General features: G+C 64.6%; 21 protein-coding genes. 12 read left to right on the plus strand and 9 right to left on the minus strand.

The annotated features are described in order from the left end of the window. Positions 1-70: 70 nt before the first annotated feature. Both DFO58_RS07030 and DFO58_RS07035 read right to left on the minus strand, forming a co-directional pair. Complete coding sequence (locus DFO58_RS07030) at positions 71-937, minus strand: biotin--[acetyl-CoA-carboxylase] ligase (RefSeq protein ID WP_052772278.1); 867 nt, start codon at positions 935-937, stop codon at positions 71-73. A 42-nt stretch (positions 938-979) separates the two neighbouring features. Continuing rightward, positions 980-1837 (minus strand): NAD(P)-dependent oxidoreductase, encoded by an 858-nt coding sequence (locus DFO58_RS07035; RefSeq protein ID WP_120989862.1) that lies wholly within the window; start codon positions 1835-1837, stop codon positions 980-982. Between the two features lie 195 nt (positions 1838-2032). On the opposite strand from DFO58_RS07035, the gene DFO58_RS07040 reads away from it, so the two are divergent. Together DFO58_RS07040 and DFO58_RS07045 are read left to right on the plus strand one after the other, a co-directional pair. Continuing rightward, on the plus strand, positions 2033-3643 hold the full coding sequence (locus DFO58_RS07040) for an acyl-CoA carboxylase subunit beta (protein WP_113606733.1): 1611 nt from the start codon (positions 2033-2035) through the stop codon (positions 3641-3643). Between the two features lie 49 nt (positions 3644-3692). Beyond that, positions 3693-3914: an acyl-CoA carboxylase subunit epsilon gene (locus tag DFO58_RS07045; RefSeq protein WP_286163513.1), complete on the plus strand. Its 222-nt coding sequence runs from the start codon at positions 3693-3695 to the stop codon at positions 3912-3914. A 103-nt stretch (positions 3915-4017) separates the two neighbouring features. Here the strand turns inward: DFO58_RS07045 and DFO58_RS07050 are convergent, their stop codons facing one another. Beyond that, positions 4018-4590, minus strand: a complete 573-nt coding sequence (locus DFO58_RS07050; protein ID WP_120989866.1) for a TetR/AcrR family transcriptional regulator — start codon at positions 4588-4590, stop codon at positions 4018-4020. A 39-nt stretch (positions 4591-4629) separates the two neighbouring features. After that, positions 4630-5850: a multidrug effflux MFS transporter gene (locus DFO58_RS07055; protein WP_120989867.1), complete on the minus strand. Its 1221-nt coding sequence runs from the start codon at positions 5848-5850 to the stop codon at positions 4630-4632. Positions 5851-6032: 182 nt separating this feature from the next. Here DFO58_RS07055 and DFO58_RS07060 point away from each other — a divergent pair, with 182 nt between their 5' ends. Further along, on the plus strand, positions 6033-7703 hold the full coding sequence (locus DFO58_RS07060; RefSeq protein WP_120989869.1) for a DUF885 domain-containing protein: 1671 nt from the start codon (positions 6033-6035) through the stop codon (positions 7701-7703). Positions 7704-7794: 91 nt separating this feature from the next. On the opposite strand, the gene DFO58_RS07065 is transcribed toward DFO58_RS07060, so the two are convergent. Together DFO58_RS07065 and DFO58_RS07070 are read right to left on the minus strand one after the other, a co-directional pair. Next, positions 7795-8184 (minus strand): VOC family protein, encoded by a 390-nt coding sequence (locus DFO58_RS07065; RefSeq protein WP_120989871.1) that lies wholly within the window; start codon positions 8182-8184, stop codon positions 7795-7797. Continuing rightward, a complete protein-coding gene (locus DFO58_RS07070) occupies positions 8181-8477 on the minus strand; it encodes a metalloregulator ArsR/SmtB family transcription factor (RefSeq protein ID WP_120989873.1) in 297 nt (98 codons plus the stop codon). Before DFO58_RS07070 ends, DFO58_RS07065 begins: the two co-directional genes overlap by 4 nt. Before the next feature lie 350 nt (positions 8478-8827). Here DFO58_RS07070 and DFO58_RS07075 point away from each other — a divergent pair, with 350 nt between their 5' ends. The 5 genes from DFO58_RS07075 (at position 8828) to DFO58_RS07095 (ending at position 16639) form a co-directional block, all read left to right on the plus strand. Beyond that, the gene (locus tag DFO58_RS07075) at positions 8828-10156 is read left to right on the plus strand and encodes a dicarboxylate/amino acid:cation symporter (protein WP_231735985.1); all 1329 of its coding nucleotides are present in this window, start codon (positions 8828-8830) and stop codon (positions 10154-10156) included. Between the two features lie 166 nt (positions 10157-10322). Continuing rightward, positions 10323-11744 (plus strand): heparan-alpha-glucosaminide N-acetyltransferase domain-containing protein, encoded by a 1422-nt coding sequence (locus DFO58_RS07080; RefSeq protein ID WP_147407216.1) that lies wholly within the window; start codon positions 10323-10325, stop codon positions 11742-11744. 80 nt (positions 11745-11824) lie between these two features. Beyond that, positions 11825-12496 carry a TetR family transcriptional regulator gene (locus DFO58_RS07085; RefSeq protein WP_120989879.1) on the plus strand — a complete coding sequence of 224 codons (672 nt, stop codon included), beginning with the start codon at positions 11825-11827 and terminating at the stop codon, positions 12494-12496. A 4-nt stretch (positions 12497-12500) separates the two neighbouring features. Further along, positions 12501-16001: an MMPL family transporter gene (locus DFO58_RS07090; protein WP_120989881.1), complete on the plus strand. Its 3501-nt coding sequence runs from the start codon at positions 12501-12503 to the stop codon at positions 15999-16001. Continuing rightward, complete coding sequence (locus DFO58_RS07095; protein ID WP_113606741.1) at positions 15998-16639, plus strand: nucleoside triphosphate pyrophosphatase; 642 nt, start codon at positions 15998-16000, stop codon at positions 16637-16639. Before DFO58_RS07090 ends, DFO58_RS07095 begins: the two co-directional genes overlap by 4 nt. Before the next feature lie 110 nt (positions 16640-16749). Here DFO58_RS07095 and DFO58_RS07100 read toward each other — a convergent pair whose 3' ends face one another. Further along, positions 16750-17151, minus strand: coding sequence for a hypothetical protein (locus DFO58_RS07100; RefSeq protein WP_120989883.1), 402 nt, complete (start codon positions 17149-17151; stop codon positions 16750-16752). A 302-nt stretch (positions 17152-17453) separates the two neighbouring features. Here DFO58_RS07100 and DFO58_RS07105 point away from each other — a divergent pair, with 302 nt between their 5' ends. Together DFO58_RS07105 and DFO58_RS07110 are read left to right on the plus strand one after the other, a co-directional pair. Then, positions 17454-17951, plus strand: a complete 498-nt coding sequence (locus tag DFO58_RS07105; protein ID WP_147407217.1) for a hypothetical protein — start codon at positions 17454-17456, stop codon at positions 17949-17951. A gap of 17 nt (positions 17952-17968) precedes the next feature. Continuing rightward, positions 17969-19255, plus strand: coding sequence for a glutathionylspermidine synthase family protein (locus tag DFO58_RS07110; RefSeq protein ID WP_183043123.1), 1287 nt, complete (start codon positions 17969-17971; stop codon positions 19253-19255). A gap of 30 nt (positions 19256-19285) precedes the next feature. On the opposite strand, the gene DFO58_RS07115 is transcribed toward DFO58_RS07110, so the two are convergent. Beyond that, positions 19286-19489 carry a hypothetical protein gene (locus DFO58_RS07115; protein ID WP_113606745.1) on the minus strand — a complete coding sequence of 68 codons (204 nt, stop codon included), beginning with the start codon at positions 19487-19489 and terminating at the stop codon, positions 19286-19288. A 25-nt stretch (positions 19490-19514) separates the two neighbouring features. Here DFO58_RS07115 and DFO58_RS07120 point away from each other — a divergent pair, with 25 nt between their 5' ends. After that, positions 19515-20030: a CGNR zinc finger domain-containing protein gene (locus DFO58_RS07120; protein WP_120989889.1), complete on the plus strand. Its 516-nt coding sequence runs from the start codon at positions 19515-19517 to the stop codon at positions 20028-20030. Positions 20031-20240: 210 nt separating this feature from the next. Then, positions 20241-22025: a biotin carboxylase N-terminal domain-containing protein gene (locus DFO58_RS07125; RefSeq protein ID WP_237562230.1), complete on the plus strand. Its 1785-nt coding sequence runs from the start codon at positions 20241-20243 to the stop codon at positions 22023-22025. A gap of 85 nt (positions 22026-22110) precedes the next feature. On the opposite strand, the gene DFO58_RS07130 is transcribed toward DFO58_RS07125, so the two are convergent. Then, positions 22111-22458 (minus strand): hypothetical protein, encoded by a 348-nt coding sequence (locus DFO58_RS07130; protein ID WP_047118499.1) that lies wholly within the window; start codon positions 22456-22458, stop codon positions 22111-22113. Positions 22459-22638: the final 180 nt, after the last annotated feature.

The following is a 22638-nucleotide window of genomic DNA, read 5'->3' on the forward strand; positions in this document are numbered from 1 at the left end:
CTCCTGCCCTGGTTGGTCCTTGAAGCCTCAGTTCTACTAATACTAGTCCCGGTGCAGTTGCACTAGCAGGTTAGGCGTACTTTCCATCGGCGCGCCGCACATGGTGGACGTCCCCGGCCAGCACCCGGTGGGTGCGTGCGGCGCCGTCGCGCACCAGCAGCGCGCCGTCGGGTTCAAGGTCCACCGCTTGGCCTTCAAGCAGGCTCCCATCTGGGAATTCAACACGGACGTCGTGTCCGAGCGTAGCCAGCTTCGCGGCGACCATGCCAGCCAGGCTGGCCCCGGAGAAGCCATTCATCCCGGCCGCGGCATTGCCGCGGACTTCGCGGAAGGCGATATCCAGGGCGGCGAAGCGGCGCAGATAGCCGGTTAGCAGGGCGCTGCGCGACACCGGCGATCCGCTGGCCAGGCGCAGCGAGGTGGCGGTGGGGACCGGCAGCTCGGTGGCGTCCTGGTCCACGTTCATGCCGGTGCCGACCACCACGCCGAAGCCCTTCGGCGTGGAAACCAGCTGGGCCAGGATGCCGCAGATCTTCTTGTCCCCGGCCAGCACGTCGTTGGGCCACTTGATGCGGGCTGCCACCCCGGTGAGTTCTTCAACGGCCTGGCACCAGGCCAGGGCCGCGAGCATGGTGTACCAGGACAGCGAGTCGGTGGGCATGCTTTCTCCAGGCACCGCGAGCACGCTGACGGTGAGGGAGGACCCGGCCGGGGTGACCCAGTCGCGGCCCAGCCGCCCCTTGCCCTGCTGCTGGTGCTCGGTGAAGTACACGCTCAGGTTCCCGGCCTGCCCGGAGGCGGCCAGGTCCGCCAGCTCGGTGTTGGTCGAGCCGGAGGTTTCACGGATGCTGACCAGGCCCAGTCCCAGCTCGCCGGCCAGGGCGTCGAAGACGGCCGGATCCAGCGCGGCGCGGGCACAGTGCTTCTCAATGCTCATGAAAACCACCCTAAGCCACGCGGGCCTGTGCGGCAGCTGGCTTTACAGGAAGATGTCTTCCACCAGCGGAACCTCGGGATCCAGCGCATAGCCGCTCAAGTCGTCGACCCCGGCCAGCTTCAGCACCTGGCCGTCGGTGAAGAAATTGCCGCTGACTCCGGCAGGATCGCTGGAGAGGATCGCCATGGCGGCGTCCGCAACGATGTCCGCGCTGCGCGCGCCGTGGACCATCTGCCGGCCGCCTGGCAGGTTGCGGATCGCGGCGGTGTCGATCAGCGTCTCCGGCCACAGGGAGTTCACCGCGATGCCGGCGTCCTTGAGCTCTTCGGCCAGGCCCAGCGTGGTCAGCGACATGCCGTACTTGGCCATGGTGTAGCCCAGGTGCATCCCTGCCCACTTGGGATCCAGGTTCAGCGGCGGGGAGAGCGTCAGGATGTGGGCGTGAGCGGACTCGCGCAGGTGCGGCAGCGCGGTCTTGGACAGCAGGAAGGTGCCGCGCACGTTGATGTCCTGCATGAGGTCGTAGCGTTTCATGTCCAGCTGGTCGGTTTTGGCCAGGTTGATCGCCGAGGCATTGTTCACCACGATGTCGATGCCGCCGAAGGCATCGATGGCTTGCTGCACCGCGCGCTGCACGTCCTCGTCCACCCGCACGTCGCCCACCACGGCCAGTCCTTTGCCACCGGCGTCGTTGATCTGCTGCACGGCGGTATGGATGGTGCCTTCCAGGCTTGGGTGCGGCGTGTCGGTTTTGGACAGCAGCACCACATTGGCACCCGCCCGGCCAGCGGCGGTCGCGATGGCCAGGCCGATGCCGCGGCTGCCGCCGCTCATCAGGATGGTGCGCCCGGCCAGCCGGGAATGCTCGGGGGCGATGAGGGTTCGCGATTCAATAGTCATGTGATCTAGGTTACGGCAGATGGGGCGCGCAAGCTACTGTTGAGTAACTTATTCTGGGGTGGGTCATGCTCAGGATTGCCCCAATTTGTAAGATTCCTACAAACAAACTGGCTGTTTTCCCAGTTAGACTGGCTTGGTTGGCAATTTTCTTGTGCCATTCCTACACATTGAGACCGATCCGAGGGAGACCAGGGCATGACGCAGGGCCGTACCGAGGCAGACGAAGCAATCGACCTGTCCACCACCGCCGGCAAGCTCGCTGAGTTCCGCCGCCGCCAAAAGCTCTCCGAAGCACCCAGTGGACAGGCAGCCGTCGAGAAGCAGCATGCGCGCGGCAAGCACACCGCCCGCGAGCGCATCGAGATGCTGCTGGACGAGGGTTCCTTCGTAGAATTCGATGCCCTGGCAGTCCACCGCTCGACCGCCTTCGGCATGGAGAAGAAGAAGCCGATGGGCGACGGCCTGGTCTCCGGCTACGGCACCGTGGACGGCCGCCAGGTCGCCGTCTACTCGCAGGACTTCACCGTCTACGGTGGTTCCCTCTCGCAGGTCAACGGCGAGAAGATCGTCAAGGTCCAGGAATTCGCGCTGCGCAATTCCTGCCCGGTCATCGGCATCCTGGACGGCGGCGGCGCCCGCATTCAGGAAGGCGTGGCCTCCCTGGCCATGTTCGCGGACATCTTCCGCAACAACGTGCACGCCTCCGGCGTGGTCCCGCAGATCTCGCTGATCATGGGCCCGAGCGCCGGCGGCGCCGCCTACTCCCCCGCGCTGACCGACTACGTGATCATGGTCGACAAGACCAGCCACATGTTCATCACCGGACCTGACGTCATCAAGACCGTCACCGGCGAGGAAATCGATATGGAGACCCTGGGCGGCGCGCGCCAGCACAACGCCAACACCGGCACCGCCACCTATCTGGCCGCCGATGAGGAAGACGCCATCGAGTTCTGCAAGGACCTGCTGGACTACCTGCCCTCCTCCAACCTCTCCGATGCGCTGATCGCCGAATTCGACGAAGAGCTGGAGGTCACCGAGGACGACCTGGAACTGGACACCCTGATCCCGGACTCGGCCAACCAGCCCTACGATATGCGCACCGTCATCGAGTCCGTGGTGGACGACGGGCAGTTCTTCGAGATGCAGGCGCTGTACGCGCCCAACGTGCTGATCGGCTACGCCCGCATCGAGGGCCGTACCGTAGGCCTGGTGGCCAACCAGCCGATGCAGTTCGCCGGCACCCTGGACATCAACGCCTCGGAGAAGGCGGCGCGCTTCGTGCGCCACTGCGACGCCTTCAACATCCCGATCGTGACCCTGGTGGACGTGCCAGGCTTCCTGCCCGGCAAGGACCAGGAATTCCAGGGCATCATCCGCCGCGGCGCCAAGCTGCTCTTCGCCTACGCCGAGGCCACCGTGCCGAAGCTGACCGTGATCACCCGCAAGGCCTACGGCGGAGCGTACATCGTGATGGGCTCCAAGAAGCTGGGCGCGGATCTGAACCTTGCCTGGCCTACCGCACAGATCGGCGTGATGGGCGCGCAGGGCGCGGTCAACATCCTGTACCGCCGCGACCTGGCGGCGGTGGAGGCCGAGGGCGGAGACGTCGAGGCGCGCCGCAAGCAGATCATCGACGACTACGAGGCCGAGCTGCTCAACCCGTACCAGGCCGCCGAGCTTGGCTACGTGGACGCGGTCATCGCCCCGAGCGAGACCCGCCTGCAGCTGGTACGCGGGCTGCGCGCGCTGCGCGAGAAGCATGCCACCCTGCCTCCGAAGAAGCACGGCAACATCCCGCTGTAAGGACCCAACGGCACACACCCTTCTTCCACGACGCACAAGGAGTTCTTCCATGGATCAGCAGGCCTACGCCTCCGCTGCCGCGCAGCTGACCGTCACCCGCGGCAACCCGACGCCCGAAGAGCTGGCCGCGGTGACCGCGTTGCTGATGGCGCTGGACTGCCAGGAGCAGCAGACCGCACGCGCCGTGCCGGCGGCCAAGCGCGTGACGCGCTTGCGCAAGCGCAATGCGCTGAGCACCCCGCGCCTGTCCTGGAACCTGGGACGCCGCTAAGCACGCCAGCGACAAGAATGCCGGAGCACCTCCCTTGGGATGCTCCGGCATTCTTGTCTGCACTATGACTGCATGGCCGCTTCGTGCCGGTGGCAATATTGCGTCACAGCGCCGCGGCGAACGTCCCCAGCATCCGGCGCATGGCATCGCGCCGCACCTCGAAGGTCTGCGGGGCGTTGTAGATCAACTCGACCTGCAGGCTGTCGACCACTCCGAGAAACGCCTCGGCCAGCAGAATCGCCCGGTCCTCCGCGAGGTTCGAGTCAAGGCCTTCCATAAAGGCCGCCCGAAGCTCGGACTCGTAGCCGCGGTACTTCTCGATGACCTGCTCGCGCAGGGCCACCGGCGGCGCGTAGACGGTCCGCAGCAGGAATTGGAAGTGCGGCGAACCGTCATAGCGCTCCTGGAGCCCGGAGATATAGCCGTCTCCCGGAACCTCCGAAGACCCGCCCCCTGCGGCCAGGGCCGCGCGGGCCACCACTTTCTCCTCGTCCAGCGCGGTTTCCAGCACCTGCAGGAACAACGCGTCCTTGCCGGCGAAGTGCGCATAAAGCGAGGGCTTGCGCATGCCCGCCCCCTCGGCGATGGCTGCCAGGGACGAGGCGTCGTAGCCGAACTGGGCGAAGTGCTTGACCGCGACGTCGCAGATCTTCTGGGCCGAGGGGGAAAGTGACATGGTGCGCTGAGTGCTCCGCTTGATCCGTGCTCGTGGTTCCTAGTGGCTTTCCAAATCGGTCAGCACCGGCGCCCGCTTGGCGCTGATACCCACAATAACAAGAGCCGCCGCCGCGCCTGCCATCAGGAATCCCAGCCAGGCAGGAACCCCGGCTTCGACCGCGAGGCCGGACAGCGGGGTGGCCGCCGAGGAAATGGTCAGCTGCAGGGCGCCGAGCAGGGCGGCGGTTGAACCCAGCGAAACGTCCTGCGAGCCCATGGCCAACGCCATCAGCGTCGACTCGGCAACCCCCAGGCCGAACAGGGAGAGGAACATGCCAGCCACGATGCCGCCCAGCCCCAGCCCGGCCGCATGCAGGGCGAAAGCCAGCACCGCCCCGCCCAGCACCAGCGCGGTGCCGATGAACGCGAGCTTGGCCGCGCCCCAGCGGGAAACCATCCGCCCGGTGACAATGGCGCCGAGCATCACTGCCAGCCCGGTGCAGCCGAAGAGCAGCCCGAACTGCCCTGCGTCCAGGCCGAACTCGCCCTGGTAGACGAACGGCGCGCCGCCGATGTAGCCGAACAGGAAAAAGAAGACCAAGGACAGCCCGAGCGTGGGCAGCAGGAAGGCAGGGTCCTTGGCGATGCGCGCGTAGGTGCGCAGGATTTCCCTCGGGCGAAGCTGGATCCGCGAGGACTTGGGAAGGGTTTCGGGCATGGTGAAGGTGGTGTTCACGGTGGCGATGGCGGTCAGGCCGGCCAGCACCAAAAACACCATGCGCCAGCCGAAGTGCTGGTCGATGAATCCGCCGGCGGTCGGTGCCAGCACCGGCAGCAAACCCTCGATGGTCATCAGCAGGGCGAACAGCTGCGCCGCCCGCACCCCTTGGGCTGCGTCGCGCACCATGCTCAGCGCCACCACCAAGGTGAGCGCCGCGGCCAGCCCCTGCAGGGCACGAGCTCCGAGCAGAACCTCGAGGCTCGGGCTGCCGGCCGCCCACAAGGAGGCTGCGAGGAAAGCGACCAGCGCCGCCAGCAGCGGCTTGCGCCGGCCAAAGGCATCGGTGAGCGGGCCGAAGACCAGCTGCCCGACACCCATGGCGAGCAGGTAGACCGTCAAGGTCAGTTGGCCCATGGATTCGGTGCCCTTCAGGTCCGCGACGATGTCAGGAAGGGACGCAAGGTACATATCGGTGCCGGCTGGCCCCAGGATGGTGACCAGAGCCAGCGAGATGGCGAACCAGGCACCGACCTTGGCGGCGGTCTGGGTTGTGGGCATCTGCTTCTCCTCAAAAAGGTTGACGCGAGGTGATTCTCGATTCCTACCTATCGATAGGTAGGCAATAGTTAACCACCATAGCCCCGTTTCCTCCGAGGCGCCATTCAGACGCCGGTGGGCACCGCCGATTCATTTTCACTTCATCTCTTTAACATCTGTTTCAGATCAACTAGGCTTGCCGCATGAACAACGAGACATCACCTCGCGCCGCCACGGCCATCGACGCCGTAGCAGATGAACACTTCGAGCACACCCTGCGGATCTACCCGGACTTCGGGGCGGAACTCGGACTGCCCGGATACGAAAGCCTGTACGGCGACTACTCCCCCGAGGGAACCCGGCGCTACGCCGAGGCCGCCCGCAACACATTGGCCAAGCTCGGGGAGCTGCAGCCCGTGGACGACATCGACAAGGTCACCCTCGATGCCATGCAGGAACGCCTGGGGCTGGAGCTGGAGATCATTGCCACCGGCCGCACCGAACTGAACAACATCGCCTGCCCGGCCCAGGGGATCCGCGCCATCTTCGACCTCATGCCGCAGGACTCGGCCGAGGACTTCGGGCATATCGCCCGGCGACTGGCGAATCTGCCGGCCGCCATGGACGGCTACATCGAGTCCCTGCGCGACTCTGCTTCCAAGGGGCTGGTCGCCGCACGCCGCCAGGTGAAGATCGTCATGGAGCAGTCGACGGACTACGCCAAGGACGGCGGCTTCTTCGACGAGCTGGCGGCTGACGGCGCCAAGCTGGATGCCTCGCTGAGCGAAGCCCTGGCCTCCGGCGCCGACGCATCCAAGGCTGCCTACCGCAAACTAGCCTCGGTCCTGGAAGAGGAGCTGCTGCCCGCGGCCCCGGCCAAGGACGCCGTGGGACGCGAGCAGTATGCCCTCGCCTCGCGCGATTTCCTGGGCGCCGAAGTCGATCTCGAGGAGACCTACGCCTGGGGCGTCGAGGAGCTGGGCAGGATCATCGCCGAGCAGGAACGCGTGGCGCAGCAGATCAAGCCCGGTGCCTCCATCGCGGAGGCCAAGGAGATCCTGAACGCGGATCCGGAGCGCAAGCTCGCCGGTAAGGACGCGCTGCGCGAATGGATGCAGTCCAAGGCGGACGCCGCGGTCCGGGACCTGGCCGGAACACACTTCGACATCCCGGCGCCGATGGACCGCATCGAGTGCATGATCGCCCCGACCGAGGACGGTGGCATCTACTACACCGGCCCGTCCGAGGACTTCTCCCGCCCCGGACGCATGTGGTGGTCCATTCCGCCGGGCGAGGACGAGTTCACCACCTGGTCCGAACTCACCACGGTGTACCACGAGGGCGTTCCGGGCCACCACCTGCAGATCGGCACCGCGCAACTGCAGGCGGACACGCTGAACAAGTGGCGCCGCAACCTGTGCTGGGTTTCCGGACACGGCGAAGGCTGGGCCCTGTACTCGGAGCGGCTGATGCAGCAGCTGGGCTACCTGGACGACCCGGGAGACTACATGGGAATGCTCGGCGCGCAGCGGATGCGCGCGGCCCGCGTGGTCTTCGACATCGGTGTGCATCTCGAGCTGGAGATCCCCGCCGCATGGGGCGAAGGAATCTGGACCCCGGAGAAGGGCTACGACTTCCTGCGCGCCAACTTCGACGATTCCCCCGGACAGCTGGACTTCGAATTCACGCGCTACCTGGGCTGGCCGGGGCAGGCTCCGAGCTACAAGGTCGGGCAGCGCCTGTGGGAGCAGATCCGCGATGAGCTGGCCGCCCGCGAGGGCGAAAACTTCGATGTGCGGGCCTTCCACACCCGGGCGCTGAAGCTGGGTTCGGTCGGCCTGGACACGCTCAAGCGCGCACTGCTGGACGGCTGAGAAGCCGCCGGAAAACTTATATGAATGCGACAGGGTTCCCTCGACCACGCGGTCGAGGGAACCCTGTCGCCGTTTGCGGACTGCCGCGAATTCAGTCCTTGTAGTTGGACAGCTGGATCAGGTTGCCGCAGGTGTCATCGAAGACCGCGGTGGTGACCGGACCCATTTCCGTGGGCGGCTGGGTGAAGACGACACCCAGGGCAAGCATTCGCTCGTATTCGGCTTTGACATCCTCCACGGCAAAGGACGTGAATGGGATGCCGTCGCTGACCAGCGCTTCGCGGAACGGAGCCACCGCCGGGTGGCCGGAGGGCTCCAGCAGCAGCTCGGGACCGGCGAGCGCGTCCGGCGAGGTCAGCGTCAGCCAGCTGTCCTCCCCCACCGGGATGTCGTGCTTGACCACGAAACCCAGCACCTTGGTATAGAACTCGCGCGCCTTGGCTTGGTCGTCGACAAAGACGCTGGTGATATAGATCTTCATTGGTTCCTCCCTTGGTCGTTGGTATGGGTTTGCGGCCACCGTTCGGCGATCTCCCGCAGCGGAGCGGTATCCAGGTGGTGCAACTTATAGCGGCCCTCCCGGCGCGAGATGACCAGACCGGCGTCTTCCAGCACCGCCAGATGCTGCGAGACGGCCTGCCGGCTCATGGCCAGCTCGTGGATCATGGCCAGCCGCCCGCAGATTTCGAACAGGGTCTGGCCATCGCGCTGTGCGAGTTCGTCCATGATGATGCGCCGCGTGCTGTCTGCCAGAGCCTTGAATAGATCCGCCATGCAACGAGAATAGGCAAGTATCCACTTGCCTGTCAATGTTCGCGGCGAGGCTTTTCCCGCTTAGCGGAGACCTGTTGGCCGGAGCGCCGCGTTGTCAACCACCACCCGCGTTTAGCGTGTAGCGCTCACGTTTCATGCCGTCTAATCCAGCCGTCATATTTCGAAATCCCGGCAGAAAATTCCCCACTTGGCAGTGATCCGCGGCTCAATCCCGCTTTCCAGGGGCGTTACAAATCACAGGAAATCCGCATTCGTCATGTTGCGTAACAGAAACTGCGCGCCCCGGGAATTTAAGGCCTACGGTGTGTGACATGTCAAAAACCGCACCTTCTTCCCGACTACCACGTTGGATGACAAGCTTTGGGCCGCAGATCATCGCGGCTCTCATCGTCGGCCTGTTGCTCGGCCTGGCCGCCAAGTACACCGGCAGCACTGCCGAACAGCCCAACGGTCTGGGTGAAGCCCTGCAGATCATTGGCTCAAGCTACGTGGCCCTGCTGCGCACGGCGGTCATACCGCTGATCTTCTTCGCTGTGGTCGCCTCGATTGCAAACCTCTCCAAGGTCACCAACGCGGCCCGACTGGCCTGGCAGACCCTGCTGTGGTTCGGCATCACCGCGCTGATCTCCGTGACCATCGGCATGGCCCTCGGACTGGTCTTCCAGCCGGGAGCCAACACCGGGCAAGGAACCCCGGAAGAGTACACCGGCAAAACCGGCGACTGGCTGGGCTTCCTCACTGGGTTGATCCCGTCGAACTTCCTGGGCCTGGGCGCCAGCACCCGGATGGAGGACGGCGTCGCCAGCACCTCGGTCAGCTTCAACGTGCTGCAGATCCTGGTGATCGCCATCGCCGTGGGCGTGGCGGCGCTGAAGGTCGGCAAGGCCGCCGAGCCGTTCCTGAACTTCTCCGCATCGATCCTGGCCATCATCCAGAAGGTGCTGTGGTGGATCATCCGTCTTGCGCCAATCGGCACCGTGGGCCTGATCGGCAACGCCGTCGCCACCTACGGCTGGGACACCATCGGCGCGCTGGGCAAGTTCACCCTGGCGATCTACGTCGGCCTGGCCCTGGTGCTCTTCGCGCTCTACCCGGTCCTGGTCCGCCTGCACGGTCTGTCCATCAAGCAGTACTTCTCCGGCGTCTGGCCGGCGGTCCAGCTGGGCTTCGTCTCCCGCTCCTCGATCGGCACCCTGCCGCTGACACAGCGCGTGACCGAGCGCAACCTCGGCGTGCCCTCGGGCTACGCTTCCTTCGCCGTGCCGCTGGGCGCCACCACCAAGATGGACGGCTGCGCGGCGATCTACCCGGCGATCTCCGCGATCTTCGTGGCCCAGTTCTTCCAGATCGACCTGACGCTGGCCGACTACCTGCTGATCGCCCTGGTTTCGGTTCTGGGCTCGGCGGCCACCGCTGGCACCACCGGGGCCATCGTGATGCTGACCCTGACGCTGTCCACCCTGGGACTGCCATTGGCCGGCGTAGGCCTGCTGTTGGCAGTGGACCCGATCGTGGACATGGGCCGCACCGCGGTTAACGTCGCCGGCCAGGCGCTGGTCCCGACCATCGTCGCCAAGCGCGAAGGCATCCTGGATCTGGACCTCTACAACGCGCCGCGCAACGGGAATCCGTTCGCCGAGGACAACCTGTCCGAGGAACTGGAGCCAGCCAAGGCCTAGCTCCCGAATATTCGCCGTCGTTTGACCACCAAACCCTTTGGGGTTTGGTGGTCACTTCGGTTAAGCCCCCAGAGCTCTTGCCGGGAAATGGCAAAGCGACGTCAAGGCAATAAAAGTATCCAAATTGTTACAGGTCACACACGAAATCGACTATAAGATTCAGCTTGTGACGACCATCGAACAGAGCGAAGATCCGGTAGCTCCCGCGCATTCCCAGGCAAGCTTCAGAACCCGGCTGCAGAATTTTGGACGGCCCCCACGTGTCATGGGATTGGACCTGGCTCGCGGCTTGGCAATTCTGGGAATGGTCGTCGCGCACCTTGATATGCCCGAAGAAGTCGACTTGTTCACACCGGGCACCTGGGGCGCGTTGGCCAACGGCCGGTCTTCTCTCCTTTTCGCCCTGCTGGCAGGCATCTCCATCAGCCTCATGACAGGAGGCAGGTCGCGCCCCTCGGCTGCTGAGCTCCCCCAGATCAGGCTTGCCATGTTGGGTCGAGGCGCCTTCATCTTTGCCATTGGCCTGGTCCTAGAATTGCTGAACACTCCCATCGCGGTGATCTTGACGATCTACGGAGTGCTTTACGTAGCGGCAATACCCTTTCTACGTTGGAGCGCAGGCAAACTCTTGGTGTTGTCGGTTATTTGCGCTGTGCTGGGCCCCGCCACACTAGCAGTGTTGAAGACCGTCCTCTTGGAACCCTCCGCCCCCGGAGCCATGCTGACGTTCTTCGGCATCTACTCGGCCGCCGCCTGGCTGGCGCTGATCTTTGCGGGGATGGCCATTGGACAATTCCGACTTGCCTCAGCAGCCACGGCCGGCAAGCTCCTGGCCGCGGGAATGGTGCTGGCATTCATCGGCTATGGTGCAGCCATCATCCCCGCGCCGGGATCCGTCACGCCATTCTTGGAAGAAAGCTTTGACGGTGAGGACCTGATCGGTGATTCCAGCATGCCAATGCCCGAGTATGTGCCGGCAGAGAAACTCGATCTGGGCGGGATGTACTGTGAAGGCGTGCCCGGTTCCTACGTGAGCTGCGTGCCGCCGGAGGAGATCCCCGAGCGGCAAAGCATGGATGAGCCGGAGCTTTCTTCAGGCCAATGGCCCGATAGCTCCTCCTACGATGCTTCGTATTTCTCCGGCATGGGCTGGACAGGGCTTGCGCAGACAATCAGCCCCGAAGAAATCGGGGCCTCCGCATGGAAGGCATTTTTCAGCGCAGAACCGCACTCCGGCGCCACTGCGGAAATTATCGGCTCGGGCGGGTTCGCCCTCATCGTTCTCGGCCTGTGTCTTCTGGTTGCTGCGCCGCTGCGATGGATAGCTCTGCCCGTGGCCGCCATGGGCTCGATGCCGCTGACTTCCTACTGCGCCCATCTGGTCAGCTATTTTATTGCTGCCGGGCCCGGAGGCATGCTCATGTCGGATACGTCCTTGCCCCTCACCATGATGGCGCTGTTGATCGGAAGCACCCTCTGGGCCATTTTCCTGGGACGCGGTCCGCTGGAGCGGCTGGCCGGCTTGTCAGCGCGTGCAATGGCTGGAGCCCCCAATCCAGTTCAGACCGGCAACCGCACCACGGAATAGCCGAAACCATCAGTGCCGCACTGCGCGGTGCACTCATTTTTGTTTTGCACAGAGTGCAACTTTGCACGTAGTGTAACTATGTGACTTCCCTCAGCGTCGGCAATCGCCGCGAAAAAAACAAGCAAGCCACCCTGCAGGCGATCGTCGCCGCCGCATCGGGGCTTCTGCACGAAGGGCATGGCGCCGGCATCACCGCCACCCAGATCGCGGAGGCCGCCGGGATTTCCCGGCGCACGCTGTTCAATTATTTCCCCACGGTGGACGCGATCCTGTCCTACCCGCTGCATGCGGTGCTGGAAACCATGGTCGAGTCCATCAACGAGCTGACCGATACTCTGCCGTTGATCGAGGCCATCGTGCTGGCGCTGAAATCCGACGAGGTAGCCAAACTGCTGGGCCAAGTCGCCTTGTTCGGCGCCTACCTCAAGGCGGATTCCCCTACCGGCTGTTATCCGACCAATATGGATGAATGGCAGATCGCCACCACCGATGTCATCGAGCGGGTGGCCCGCCGCTATCCGCAGGCGGACAGCTTCTCCATCCGCGTGTTCACCCACGCGATCCTGGGTGCGGGGCAGGCAGCCTTCGATGAATGGATCGAACGGCTTCCCAATCCCAACGGATCGCCCATGGAACTGTCGGATCAGCAGATTGCCGAGTTCCACCACCTGATCACCCAGGCGATGAAGACCCTCAATGAGGGGTTCGCCGCCCTGCCCACCACCGCCGCGCTACCACTCCAGGAAGACTAATCCCATGGCTTCAATGCTTTACCGCCTCGCACGGTGGGCTCATCGGCACCACTACCGCGTCATCGCGATGTGGCTGGCCGCATTCATCTTCATCGGCGTCTCCGCCAGCCTCTTCATGGGGCAGCTGTCCAATAGCTTCACCATCCCGGGCACCGAAACCCAGCGCACGCTGGACCGGATGAAGGACGAGCTTCCGGATCTTGCCGGCGGCTCCGGTTCCATCGTGTTCCGTGAAAGCTCGGGCAAACCGCTGAACGAAGCGCAAAAGCAGTCGATTGCCGACTCCTTGGAACAGCTGGGCTTGCACCCGCAGGTCGTGGATGCCACGAGCCCGTTCAAGCTGCAGAAGCAGCTCGATGACGCGCAGCCGGAACTGGACAAGGCGCAGCAGAAGCTGGTCGACGGCCAGAAGAAGCTGGATGACGGCAAGCAGCAGATCGCCGATGGCAAGCAGCAGCTGGAAGATGCCAAGCAGGGCATCACCGATGGCTGGGCCGAGTACAACAAGGGCCAGGAGCAGATCGCCGCGGGGCAGCCTCAGATCGATGCCGCAGCGGCGCAGCTTGCCAACGGACGCGCCGAATTGCAGCAGGCCGAAGCGCAGCTGACCAGCGGCCAGGCCCAGCTGGATGCCGGGCAGAAGAAGTACGACACCGGTCTCAAGGAATACAACGCCGGCCGCGCGCAGTACGACAAGGGTCTGGAGCAGTTCCAGGCAGGCGAAAAGAAACTCGACGCGGCGCAGGCCAAGATCGACTCCGGAGAGAAGGACTACGCCGCAGGGATGGAAGCCATCCTGCAGGGCCAGCCTCGCGACAAGGTCGAAGCGCAGCTCTCAGAAGGAAAGAAGCAGGCCACCGCCGGGCTGAAGCAGGCCGAACAAGGCCTGGCGGCTGCAGAAGCCGGGATCAAGCAGGCAGAGGCTGCCATAGCAGGGCTAAGCACCCAGATCGTCCAGACTCAGAAGCTGCTGGACCAGGCGAAGGCAGAGAACAATGAAGCCGATATCGGCAAGTACACCGGCATGTTGGAGCAGCTCACCGCCGGACGGGAGGAAGCGGAAGGCAAGAAGGCAGAAGCCGTTGCCGGACGTGACCAAGCAAAGGAAGGCATCGCCCAAGCCCAAGGGTCCCTTGACCAGGTCAATGCCGCCCAGGGCGGGCTGGCCAAGCTGGATGCCGCCCGCAAGCAGCTGGACTCCGGCGCCGCCGATCTGAAAACCGGCCAGGCAGAACTGGACAAGAACCGCGGCAAGCTGGTGTCCGCTAAGACCGAACTGACCGGTGCGAAGTCCCAGCTGGACGCCGCCAAGTCGGAGCTTGCCACCAACCGCGCCAAGCTGAATAGCGGATGGGCCGAGCTGCGTGCCGGCCAATCGAAGCTGAACGCCGGCCAGGCCGAATTCGACCAGAAAAAGGCGGAGTTCGAGGCAGGCAAGGCGGAATTGGCCGCGGCCAAGACCAAGCTTGAAGAAGGCGAAGCGACCATCAAGGAAAAATCCGCCGAGCTGGAGCAGGCGGAAAAGGACATTGCCACCGCTGGGAAGGACCTGGAATCGGGGCGGGCCGAACTAGAGTTCGCTTCCCGCCAGGTCAACTCCAGCAACGGCATGCGCTTCGTTTCCGAAGACGGCAGCACCGCCGTCGCGCAGGTGACCTTCAAGGTTCAGACCGATGCGCTGACCGCCTCCGAGCGCGACATGATCACCGCCATCGCCGCCGGCCCGCAGGCCAATGGCGTCGAGGTGCTGTTCTCCAAGGAGATCATCCAGGATATCTCCTCGATCTTCGGAGCAGCAGAAATCATCGGCGTGGTGATTGCGGCAATCGTGCTGCTGGTCATGCTCGGCACCTTGGTCGCCGCGGGGCTTCCGCTGCTGCTGGCCATCCTCGGGGTCGGCGCCGGCGTCGGCACCACCCTGGCGTTCTCCTCGCTGATCGACATGGCCTCGATTACCCCCGCGCTGGCGCTCATGCTGGGTCTCGCGGTGGGCATCGACTACGCGCTGTTCATCATCCACCGGCACCGGTCCCAGCTGCTGGGCGGCATGGACGTGGGCGAATCCATCGCGCGCGCCGTGGGCACCAGCGGCAACGCGGTGGTCTTCGCCGGCCTGACCGTGATCATCGCGCTGGCCGCGCTGACCGTGCCGGGCTTGCCGTTCCTGAGCGTGCTGGGCCTCTCGGCCGCGTTCACCGTGCTCTGCTCGGTGCTGCTGAACATCACCCTGCTGCCGGCGCTGCTGTCGCTGGCCGGCAACCGGCTGGTCTCCAAGCGGGCCCGCGCCAAGGCCGCCGCCGAAGCGGAGAACCCGACCATCAAGGAACCGATCTCCTCGCGCTGGGTGCGCACGGTGACCAAGGTGGCCATCCCGGCCGTCCTGCTGGTGGTTGTGGTGCTCGGCGCCATCGCCCTGCCCTCGGCCCAGATGCGCACCGCGCTGCCGGACGGCAGTGCCGAGCCGGCCGACTCGCAGGCCTTCCAGGCCTTCGAGCAGACCAGCGACAAGTTCGGCGCCGGCTACAACGGCCCGCTGCTGGTCCTCGCGGACTTGCCGGAAGGACTGTCGCAGCGCGACGCCGACACCATGTCGCTGGACGTGGCGGATATGCTGCGCGACTACGACGGAGTGGTGGCTGCCATCCCCGTGACCATGACCGAGGACCGCACGCTGTCAGCAATCCAGGTCATCCCGACCGACGGCCCGTCCTCGGAAGCCACCGAGGCGCTGGTACACCAGCTGCGCGCGGACTACTCGAAGGTCCATGACGCCACCGGCGCCACGATCTCGCTGACCGGCCAAGTGGCCGCCCAGATCGACGTGTCGGAGAAGGTCACCGAGGCGCTGATTCCGTACCTGGCCATCGTGGTGGGCCTGTCGCTGATCCTGTTGCTGCTCGTCTTCCGTTCAGTGGTGGTGCCGGTGCTGGCCACCGCCGGGTTCCTGCTGTCGCTGGCCGCGGCCTTCGGCGCCAGCGTCATGGTCTACCAGTTCGGCTGGATGCGCAGCGTCTTCGACGTGAACGTGCCCGGCCCGCTGCTCAGCTTCCTGCCGATCCTGCTGACGGGCATCCTGTTCGGGCTGGCCATGGACTACCAAGTCTTCCTGGTCTCCGCGATGCGGGAGCGCTTCGCCCATGGCGAGCCTGCCCGCGACGCGGTGCGCTCCGGATTCTCCATGGCCGCCCCGGTGGTCACAGCCGCCGCGCTGATCATGATCTCGGTGTTCGCAGGCTTCGTGTTCTCGCACCTGTCCATGATCCGCCCGCTGGGCTTCGCCCTGGCGGTGGGTGTGCTCTTCGACGCCTTCGTGGTGCGCATGACGCTGATCCCGGCGCTCATGCACCTGCTCGGCGACAAAGCCTGGTACCTTCCGAAGTGGCTGGACAAGATCCTGCCGGATGTAGACGTGGAAGGCTCCAAGCTGAACGCCATGCTTGAGGCCGAGGACAACAACAACCCGCATGGCGGCGCCGCCGGCGCCAAGGAGGATGTCACCGTATGAGTGAAGTCGTAGAGACTCCGGCGCGCTTGCTGCTCGCCTCCGCGTCCTGGGGCCGCAAGAAGGTGCTCACCGATGCAGGTCTGGCGTTCGATACCCAGGTGTCGAATGTCGATGAGGATGCAGTGCTCCAGTCCGCAGTGGACGAGCTCGGCCCGCGGACTCCGGCGCAAACAGCGTTGCTGCTGGCCAAGGCCAAGGCGGAGGATGTCGCAGCCGCTGACCACCGGGAAGGCACCCTGGTGCTCGGCTGCGATTCGGTGTTCGAGCTGGACGGCGTGGCCTACGGCAAACCGCACACTCCCGAGGTGGCGCGCGAGCGCTGGCAGCAGCTGAGCGGTTCGACCGGAGTCCTGCACTCGGGCCACTGGCTCATCGACACGGCCAACCCGGAGGCGGCCCAGGGCCGGATCTCCTCCACCGTGGTGCATTTTTCCAAGGTCAGCGAGGCGGAGATCGAAGCCTACGTGGCCAGCGGGGAGCCGCTGCCCTGCGCCGGGGCATTCACCATTGACGGACTGGCGGCTTCCTTCATCGAGTCAATCGAGGGAAATTTCCAGAACGTTGTGGGGCTGGACGTTTCCACGCTTCGCGCCCTGCTGGGCCAAGCGGGAGTGCAGATCATCGACCTCTGGAAGTAGCATCCAGCTAGATCACCACAAAGCGGAGCCTGCCACGAATTCTTCGTGGCAGGCTCCGCTTTGTGGTTCGGTCAGGGACCCTTGATGAAGATGTTCTCGTGGATTTGCTGCTATCCCTTGGACTCGTAATTGCGGATCTCGGCGTCATTGCGCACGAGTGCCGTGTGGCCCTCGGGCGTTGAAAATTCGACGATAAAATCTGTTCCGCCCAGCCCGCCGCATCCACCCATCGCCCCTTCACTGGGATCAGCGTGCTCGAATTTGAACAGGCATGCCATCTTTTGGTCTTCGGAGGTGGCGACGTAGTAGTCCAAGTCATTGTGGCTGGCCAGCAGCCTGGACGTGTCAACGGCCATGCCGCTGTCGGAAAGCAATGCCTGGTCGCCGGGCCAACGGTCTTCTTCCTGCGCCTGCTGGTGGATGGCGGGAATGCCCGAACCGCTTGCGCAGCCGGAGAGCATTGCGACGCTCATGCCGGGCAGCAGGGCCGGGCCAAGAAAACGGATTCTCACTAGGCATGCTCCTTAGTTCCCGTTGACCAGAGCCTATCGGAGAGCGTGAGGACAGCGTTTGATTGCTCGAAAACGAGTCAGAATCGTTACCTCGTTGGCGGCTGGTTGCTGGAACAATCACCGGGTATCCCCCGGCCGCAGGCAGCGGTTATCGGCTCCAGGTGTCGGCGTCTAGCTGCGGCCCGGTGTGAGCAGTCCCGGTAGTTGCGCGCGGCGGCAAGTGCTGTCATTGCACCGACCTGCTGCCTGAACTAGATAGCATGGCTGTAGGAATCCTATTCCCTTCAGAAAGTACCTAGATCTTGAACGTCCAACGACGATTCACCTTGCCAGCGGTAGCCACCGCTGCGGCGCTGGTGTTGACCAGCTGCGGCAGCGACTCCGGTTTCGAGTCCACCCCAGACCCCAGCACTGCGGCCGCAGAGGACACGGTGTACTGCGTGGATGAAGACAATGTCATTGTCGATGAGACCCAGTGCGATGACGCCCAGCAGACTTCCACGCAACACCACGGGCCCGGAATCGGCACCGCGCTGATGTTCTTCATGATCGGCCGCTACGTCGGCGGCCTGCGCCCGGGCACCAAGCTCGATCCGTCGCAGTCAACCCAGCGTTTCCGCTCCGATGATGCGGCCGCCCGCAGCAAGGCAGGCCTGTCCGGCACCGTGCGCAACGGCTACTCGGCGTCCACCGGCAAGCCGGCCGGATTCGGCTCGCCCTCCAAGCAGAACTCGACTTCCAAGCAGAACAGCGGCAGCGGCCATTCGGGCGGCTTCGGCGGCGGGTCTTCGGGAGGCTAAGCACGATGCAGCGCAAAATGACTACCGCCCGCCCGGACTACCTTGCCAAGGTCAATGCGGCCGGGCTGGTCTACACCCATGAGGATCGGGTGAGCACGTCTCCCGAGCTCTACCGCTATTGGCGCGATGACGCCTACTACGAGCTGTCGCCTAAGGAAATCGAGGTCCTGCACCGCGCCTCGGCATCGGTCTTCGCGATGCTGGAGGAGGCCGGGGACTACCTGCTCTCCCCCTCAGGCGCCGCCGACCTTGCACGATTCGGTATTCCCCGCCGCGCCATGCGCGCGATCATCGACAGCTGGAACGAGGAGCCTGCCTGCGGCTCGGTGTACGGACGCTTCGACTTCCGCTTCGGCGGACTGGACCATCCGGAAGCAGACCAGCGCATCCCGAAGCTCTACGAGTTCAACGCCGACACCCCGACCTCGCTGGTCGAATCCCTCGTGCAGTGGCAATGGTTCGAGGACAACCGCAACCTCGGCGCCACCCAGTGGACCAACATGTACGAGGACCTCGTTGTCGCCTGGCAGCGCAACCTGGAATTGATTACCCGCAAGATCGGCAGCATGCCCACGGTCTACTTCGCCTGCAGCGCGGAAGACACCTCCCACGAGGATGAGATGAATACGCTGGTGCTGCGCGACACCTGCGCCGCGGCCGGCTACCGTACCGAGACCATCTATATCGAGAACCTGTGGGTAGACGGCGAAGGGCGCTACCGCGCCGGGGAAGACGGACCGGCTATCCAGGTCATCTTCAAGCTCTACCCGTGGGAACACATGGTCCACAGCGAGCACGCCGATGCCCTGTTCAACGACATGCTTGATTCCGGGTTCAACGGCGCCTCCTACCAGGGCGGCACCATCTGGATCGAACCGCCCTACAAGATGCTGTGGAGCACCAAGGCCATCCTGCCGGTGTTGTGGAAGCTCTTCGGCAACGACCCGGACCGCTCGCAGTACCTGCTGCCTGCCTGGTTCGAGGGCCAGCAGCCGTCATATCTGGAACGCCTGGGCTACGTGCGCAAACCGCTGCTCAGCCGGGAAGGCGCGGACATCACCCTGCACAGCCCCAACGGGGAACTCACCCTGGGCGAGGTACAGGGCTACGGCGAGGAAGGGTTCATCCTCCAGGAACTCGCCCTGCCGCCGGTCTTCCACCGCGAGGACGAGCGCAAGGATGTCAGCACGGTGCTGGGCGTCTGGATGATCGACGGCGAGCCTTCGGGGCTGGCCATCCGCGAAAGCCACGGGCCGATCACCGACAACTTCGCGAATTTCATTCCGCACGTCGTGACGCGCTAGCAGGCCGGGGCGCCGGCGCGTCCCGTCGAGTTATAGACGCAATTCATGGCTGCCCATCGATAATTGCTGCGCAACTGGCCGCAGCTGCATGCGGCGGGTAACGCAAGCGCTGCATTGCGTGTAGACCACCTCGCCTTCGGAAGTCCAGTGCCGGGATTCGACTTCCCAGCTGTGCTCGTCGCATGCGCGGTGGTTCAAGGTTTCCGGCTGTTCTGCCTTGGCTGTGTTCGTCATGAGTTCAGCATGGTGTAATATCCTTATGCAACTCAACCCTTACGGAGAATACGCCGTCCTGCTCGCGTCTTCCCTGGCCAATCATTGGCCTTCGGACCGTGACGGCATCGAGGAACGCACCCGCGAGGTAGGCATGACTATGCCCTTCCCGCGGCTGCCCGACGACCATGCCCAGGTGCGTTCGGTGATTGACGATTGGCTTGCCGTGGTCGATGCACCCTCGGACCTGGAGCGCGCGCGGCTGCTCAACACCCAACTGGCTTCGGCCGCCGCCTATCCGCGCCTGGTCGACCACGACAACGAGGGCTGGCATCTGCACTACCGCGACGATGGCCAAAGCATGCCCCAAGTACTCAGATCGGTCATCTGCACCGGCACCGCGCTGCACCTGACCACGCGCGGCATGCATCGCCTGCACCGCTGCGAAGCTTCCCCGTGTACCAACGTCGTGGTAGACATGACCCGCAACGGACGCCAGCGCTATTGCTCAGTGCGCTGCGCGAATCGCGCTGCCGTGCGCCGCCACCGTGCCCGCGCCTGAACTCGCAGGGACCGGGACGGGCGGAAACCTGTTGTTGTAGGCGTCAATTAATCATTGACCGACGCTTTCTCCATCAGCAGGCACATTTTGTAGGAATCCTCCAAAGTTTCTGGCCAAACACCCGGGTTTGAGCGGTTAACTACATATAGTTCCCACAAAAACGATAGGCTCCTAGATGAGAAACCCCAATTTTTGAAGACAAGGTTCATGATGAATCCATTGACGAAGGTACTTATCGCCAACCGCGGCGAAATTGCAGTGCGCATTATCCGTGCCGCCCGCGATGAGGGAATCGAGTCGGTTGCCGTCTATGCAGACTCCGACCGCGATGCCCTGCACGTGCGCCTGGCCGACGAGGCCTATGCGCTGGGCGGCACCACCGCTGCTGAATCGTACCTTCGCATTGAGAAGATCCTTGATGCGGCAGAGCGCTCCGGCGCCGACGCAATCCACCCGGGCTACGGCTTCCTCTCGGAGAATGCCGAGTTCGCCCAGGCGGTCATCGATGCCGGCCTGACCTGGATCGGCCCATCGCCGGAGGCCATCGACAAGCTGGGCGACAAGGTCAAGGCGCGCCACATCGCGGAGAAAGTCGGCGCGCCGCTGGTCCCGGGCACCAAGGATCCTGTCGAGTCGGCCGAGGAAGTCTACGCCTTCGCCGACGAGCACGGCCTGCCGCTGGCCATCAAGGCTGCCTACGGCGGCGGCGGACGCGGCATCAAGGTCGTGCGCAACCGCGAGGAAATCGGCGAGCTCTACGAATCCGCAGTCCGCGAGGCCGTGGCGGCCTTCGGCCGCGGCGAATGCTTCATCGAACGCTTCCTCGATGCCCCGCGCCACGTGGAAACCCAGTGCCTGGCCGATGTGCACGGCAACGTCGTGGTGGTGTCCACCCGCGACTGCTCGCTGCAGCGCCGCAACCAGAAGCTCGTGGAAGAGGCTCCGGCCCCCTACCTGAGCGAGGAGCAGATCACCCGCCTGTACGAGTCGTCCAAGGCCATCCTGCGCGAGGCCAACTACTCCGGCGCCGGCACCTGCGAATTCCTGGTGGGCCAGGACGGGGTCATCTCCTTCCTGGAGGTCAACACCCGTCTGCAGGTCGAGCACCCGGTTTCCGAAGAGGTCGCCGGCATGGACCTGGTGCGCGAGCAGTTCCGCATCGCCCGCGGCGAAGAGCTGGGCTACGGCGACCCCGAGCTGCGCGGCCACTCCTTCGAGTTCCGCATCAACGGCGAGGACGCAGGCCGCGGCTTCATGCCAACCCCCGGCACCATCACCAAGATGACCCTCCCGTCGGGCCCCGGCGTGCGCGTCGACTCGGGCATCGAGCAGGGCGAGAGCGTCTCGGGCAACTTCGACTCGATGATCTCCAAGCTGATCATCACCGGCCCGACCCGCGAGATCGCCGCCGCCCGCGCCCGCCGCGCTCTGGAGGAATTCCAGATCGAGGGCATGGCCACCGTGCTGCCGTTCCACCGCGCCGTCATGAGCGACCAGGCCTTCGTTCCGGCCGAGGGCCCGTTCCGTGTGCACACGCGCTGGATCGAGACCGAATTCGACACCTTCATCGCCCCGCATCCGTTCCCGACCGAGCAGGCCGAGGAACAGGACACCGAGCGCACCTCGGTGACCGTCGAGGTGGGCGGCAAGCGCCTGGAGGTGACCCTGCCGGCATCGCTGGGCTCGGCATCCTCCAACGGCGCGGAGAAGAGCACCGCAGCCAAGAAGAAGCGCAAGCCGGGCCGCAAGGCAGCCGGGGCCGCGGGCGGCAACAGCGCCGAGCTGCGCTCCCCGATGCAGGGCACCATCGTGAAGGTTGCCGTGGACAACGGCGCCGAGGTTTCCGAGGGCGACCTGATTGTGGTGCTGGAAGCCATGAAGATGGAGCAGCCGATCACCGCACACCGCGATGGCATCATCTCGGGTCTGGAAGTCACCCCGGGTGAAACCCTTTCGTCGGGCGCCGTGATCGCCACGATCAGCGACGAAAAGTAAAACGCTTGGCGCTGCCGGAGCTCCCGGCAGCTCACGCAACGGCCGCCGCCACCCGGTAACTTCGGGTCGCGGCGGCCGTTGCGTATCAACGGGATTCCAGATCGATGTCTTCCAGCTTCGGGTGCGCATCGCCCACCCAGCTGATCTCCACTGACTCGATGTAACCGCCCTCATGCCAGAGCAGGACGTCCACAGCCGTCGTCGCCTCCGCGGTTTCAGCTATGTCGAAGGACACCGGGCGGCCAACGCCTCGGGGCAAACGGACACTGCGATTGGCGGGTTTCAGCTTGAAGCATTCCGAGCAGTGTTCCTCCGGGGCTACCAAGGCTCCCTCGAACTGGCTCTGCAGGGCAGCGGCAAGTCCGGGTTCAGCCGCGGCGATGAGCTTGTCGAGCAAGGCGCGCTGCGTCTTGCTGGGCGTCATGTAGTCCATGAAGCCAGAGTAGTTGCCTGACCACGGAACATTGTGTATCCCGGAAAGCCGCCCGCCACGGCGGACATGGCATGTCGGGCGACTCCGGGCCGAGACCCCCGGCGGCGCGGACCAAAACGCCAACCGTCTCTGATGGCAGCCACTGCCTCTCCGCAGCGGCCTCTTTAGGGACTGCAACCA

The organism is Arthrobacter sp. AG1021, assembly GCF_003633665.1.
Taxonomy (GTDB): Bacteria; Actinomycetota; Actinomycetes; order Actinomycetales; family Micrococcaceae; genus Glutamicibacter; species Glutamicibacter soli.

What these genes read in the sequence shown, in the direction of transcription:
- DFO58_RS07115 (WP_113606745.1), bottom strand. Translation starts at nt 19,489, where the DNA reads ATGACGAACACAGCCAAGGCAGAACAGCCGGAAACCTTGAACCACCGC.
- DFO58_RS07055 (WP_120989867.1), bottom strand. Translation starts at nt 5,850, where the DNA reads ATGCCCACAACCCAGACCGCCGCCAAGGTCGGTGCCTGGTTCGCCATC.
- DFO58_RS07095 (WP_113606741.1), top strand. Translation starts at nt 15,998, where the DNA reads ATGAGTGAAGTCGTAGAGACTCCGGCGCGCTTGCTGCTCGCCTCCGCG.
- DFO58_RS07045 (WP_286163513.1), top strand. Translation starts at nt 3,693, where the DNA reads ATGGATCAGCAGGCCTACGCCTCCGCTGCCGCGCAGCTGACCGTCACC.
- DFO58_RS07060 (WP_120989869.1), top strand. Translation starts at nt 6,033, where the DNA reads ATGAACAACGAGACATCACCTCGCGCCGCCACGGCCATCGACGCCGTA.
- DFO58_RS07075 (WP_231735985.1), top strand. Translation starts at nt 8,828, where the DNA reads ATGACAAGCTTTGGGCCGCAGATCATCGCGGCTCTCATCGTCGGCCTG.
- DFO58_RS07040 (WP_113606733.1), top strand. Translation starts at nt 2,033, where the DNA reads ATGACGCAGGGCCGTACCGAGGCAGACGAAGCAATCGACCTGTCCACC.
- DFO58_RS07030 (WP_052772278.1), bottom strand. Translation starts at nt 937, where the DNA reads ATGAGCATTGAGAAGCACTGTGCCCGCGCCGCGCTGGATCCGGCCGTC.
- DFO58_RS07090 (WP_120989881.1), top strand. Translation starts at nt 12,501, where the DNA reads ATGGCTTCAATGCTTTACCGCCTCGCACGGTGGGCTCATCGGCACCAC.
- DFO58_RS07130 (WP_047118499.1), bottom strand. Translation starts at nt 22,458, where the DNA reads ATGGACTACATGACGCCCAGCAAGACGCAGCGCGCCTTGCTCGACAAG.
- DFO58_RS07070 (WP_120989873.1), bottom strand. Translation starts at nt 8,477, where the DNA reads ATGGCGGATCTATTCAAGGCTCTGGCAGACAGCACGCGGCGCATCATC.
- DFO58_RS07125 (WP_237562230.1), top strand. Translation starts at nt 20,241, where the DNA reads ATGAATCCATTGACGAAGGTACTTATCGCCAACCGCGGCGAAATTGCA.
- DFO58_RS07120 (WP_120989889.1), top strand. Translation starts at nt 19,515, where the DNA reads ATGCAACTCAACCCTTACGGAGAATACGCCGTCCTGCTCGCGTCTTCC.
- DFO58_RS07035 (WP_120989862.1), bottom strand. Translation starts at nt 1,837, where the DNA reads ATGACTATTGAATCGCGAACCCTCATCGCCCCCGAGCATTCCCGGCTG.
- DFO58_RS07110 (WP_183043123.1), top strand. Translation starts at nt 17,969, where the DNA reads ATGACTACCGCCCGCCCGGACTACCTTGCCAAGGTCAATGCGGCCGGG.
- DFO58_RS07050 (WP_120989866.1), bottom strand. Translation starts at nt 4,590, where the DNA reads ATGTCACTTTCCCCCTCGGCCCAGAAGATCTGCGACGTCGCGGTCAAG.
- DFO58_RS07065 (WP_120989871.1), bottom strand. Translation starts at nt 8,184, where the DNA reads ATGAAGATCTATATCACCAGCGTCTTTGTCGACGACCAAGCCAAGGCG.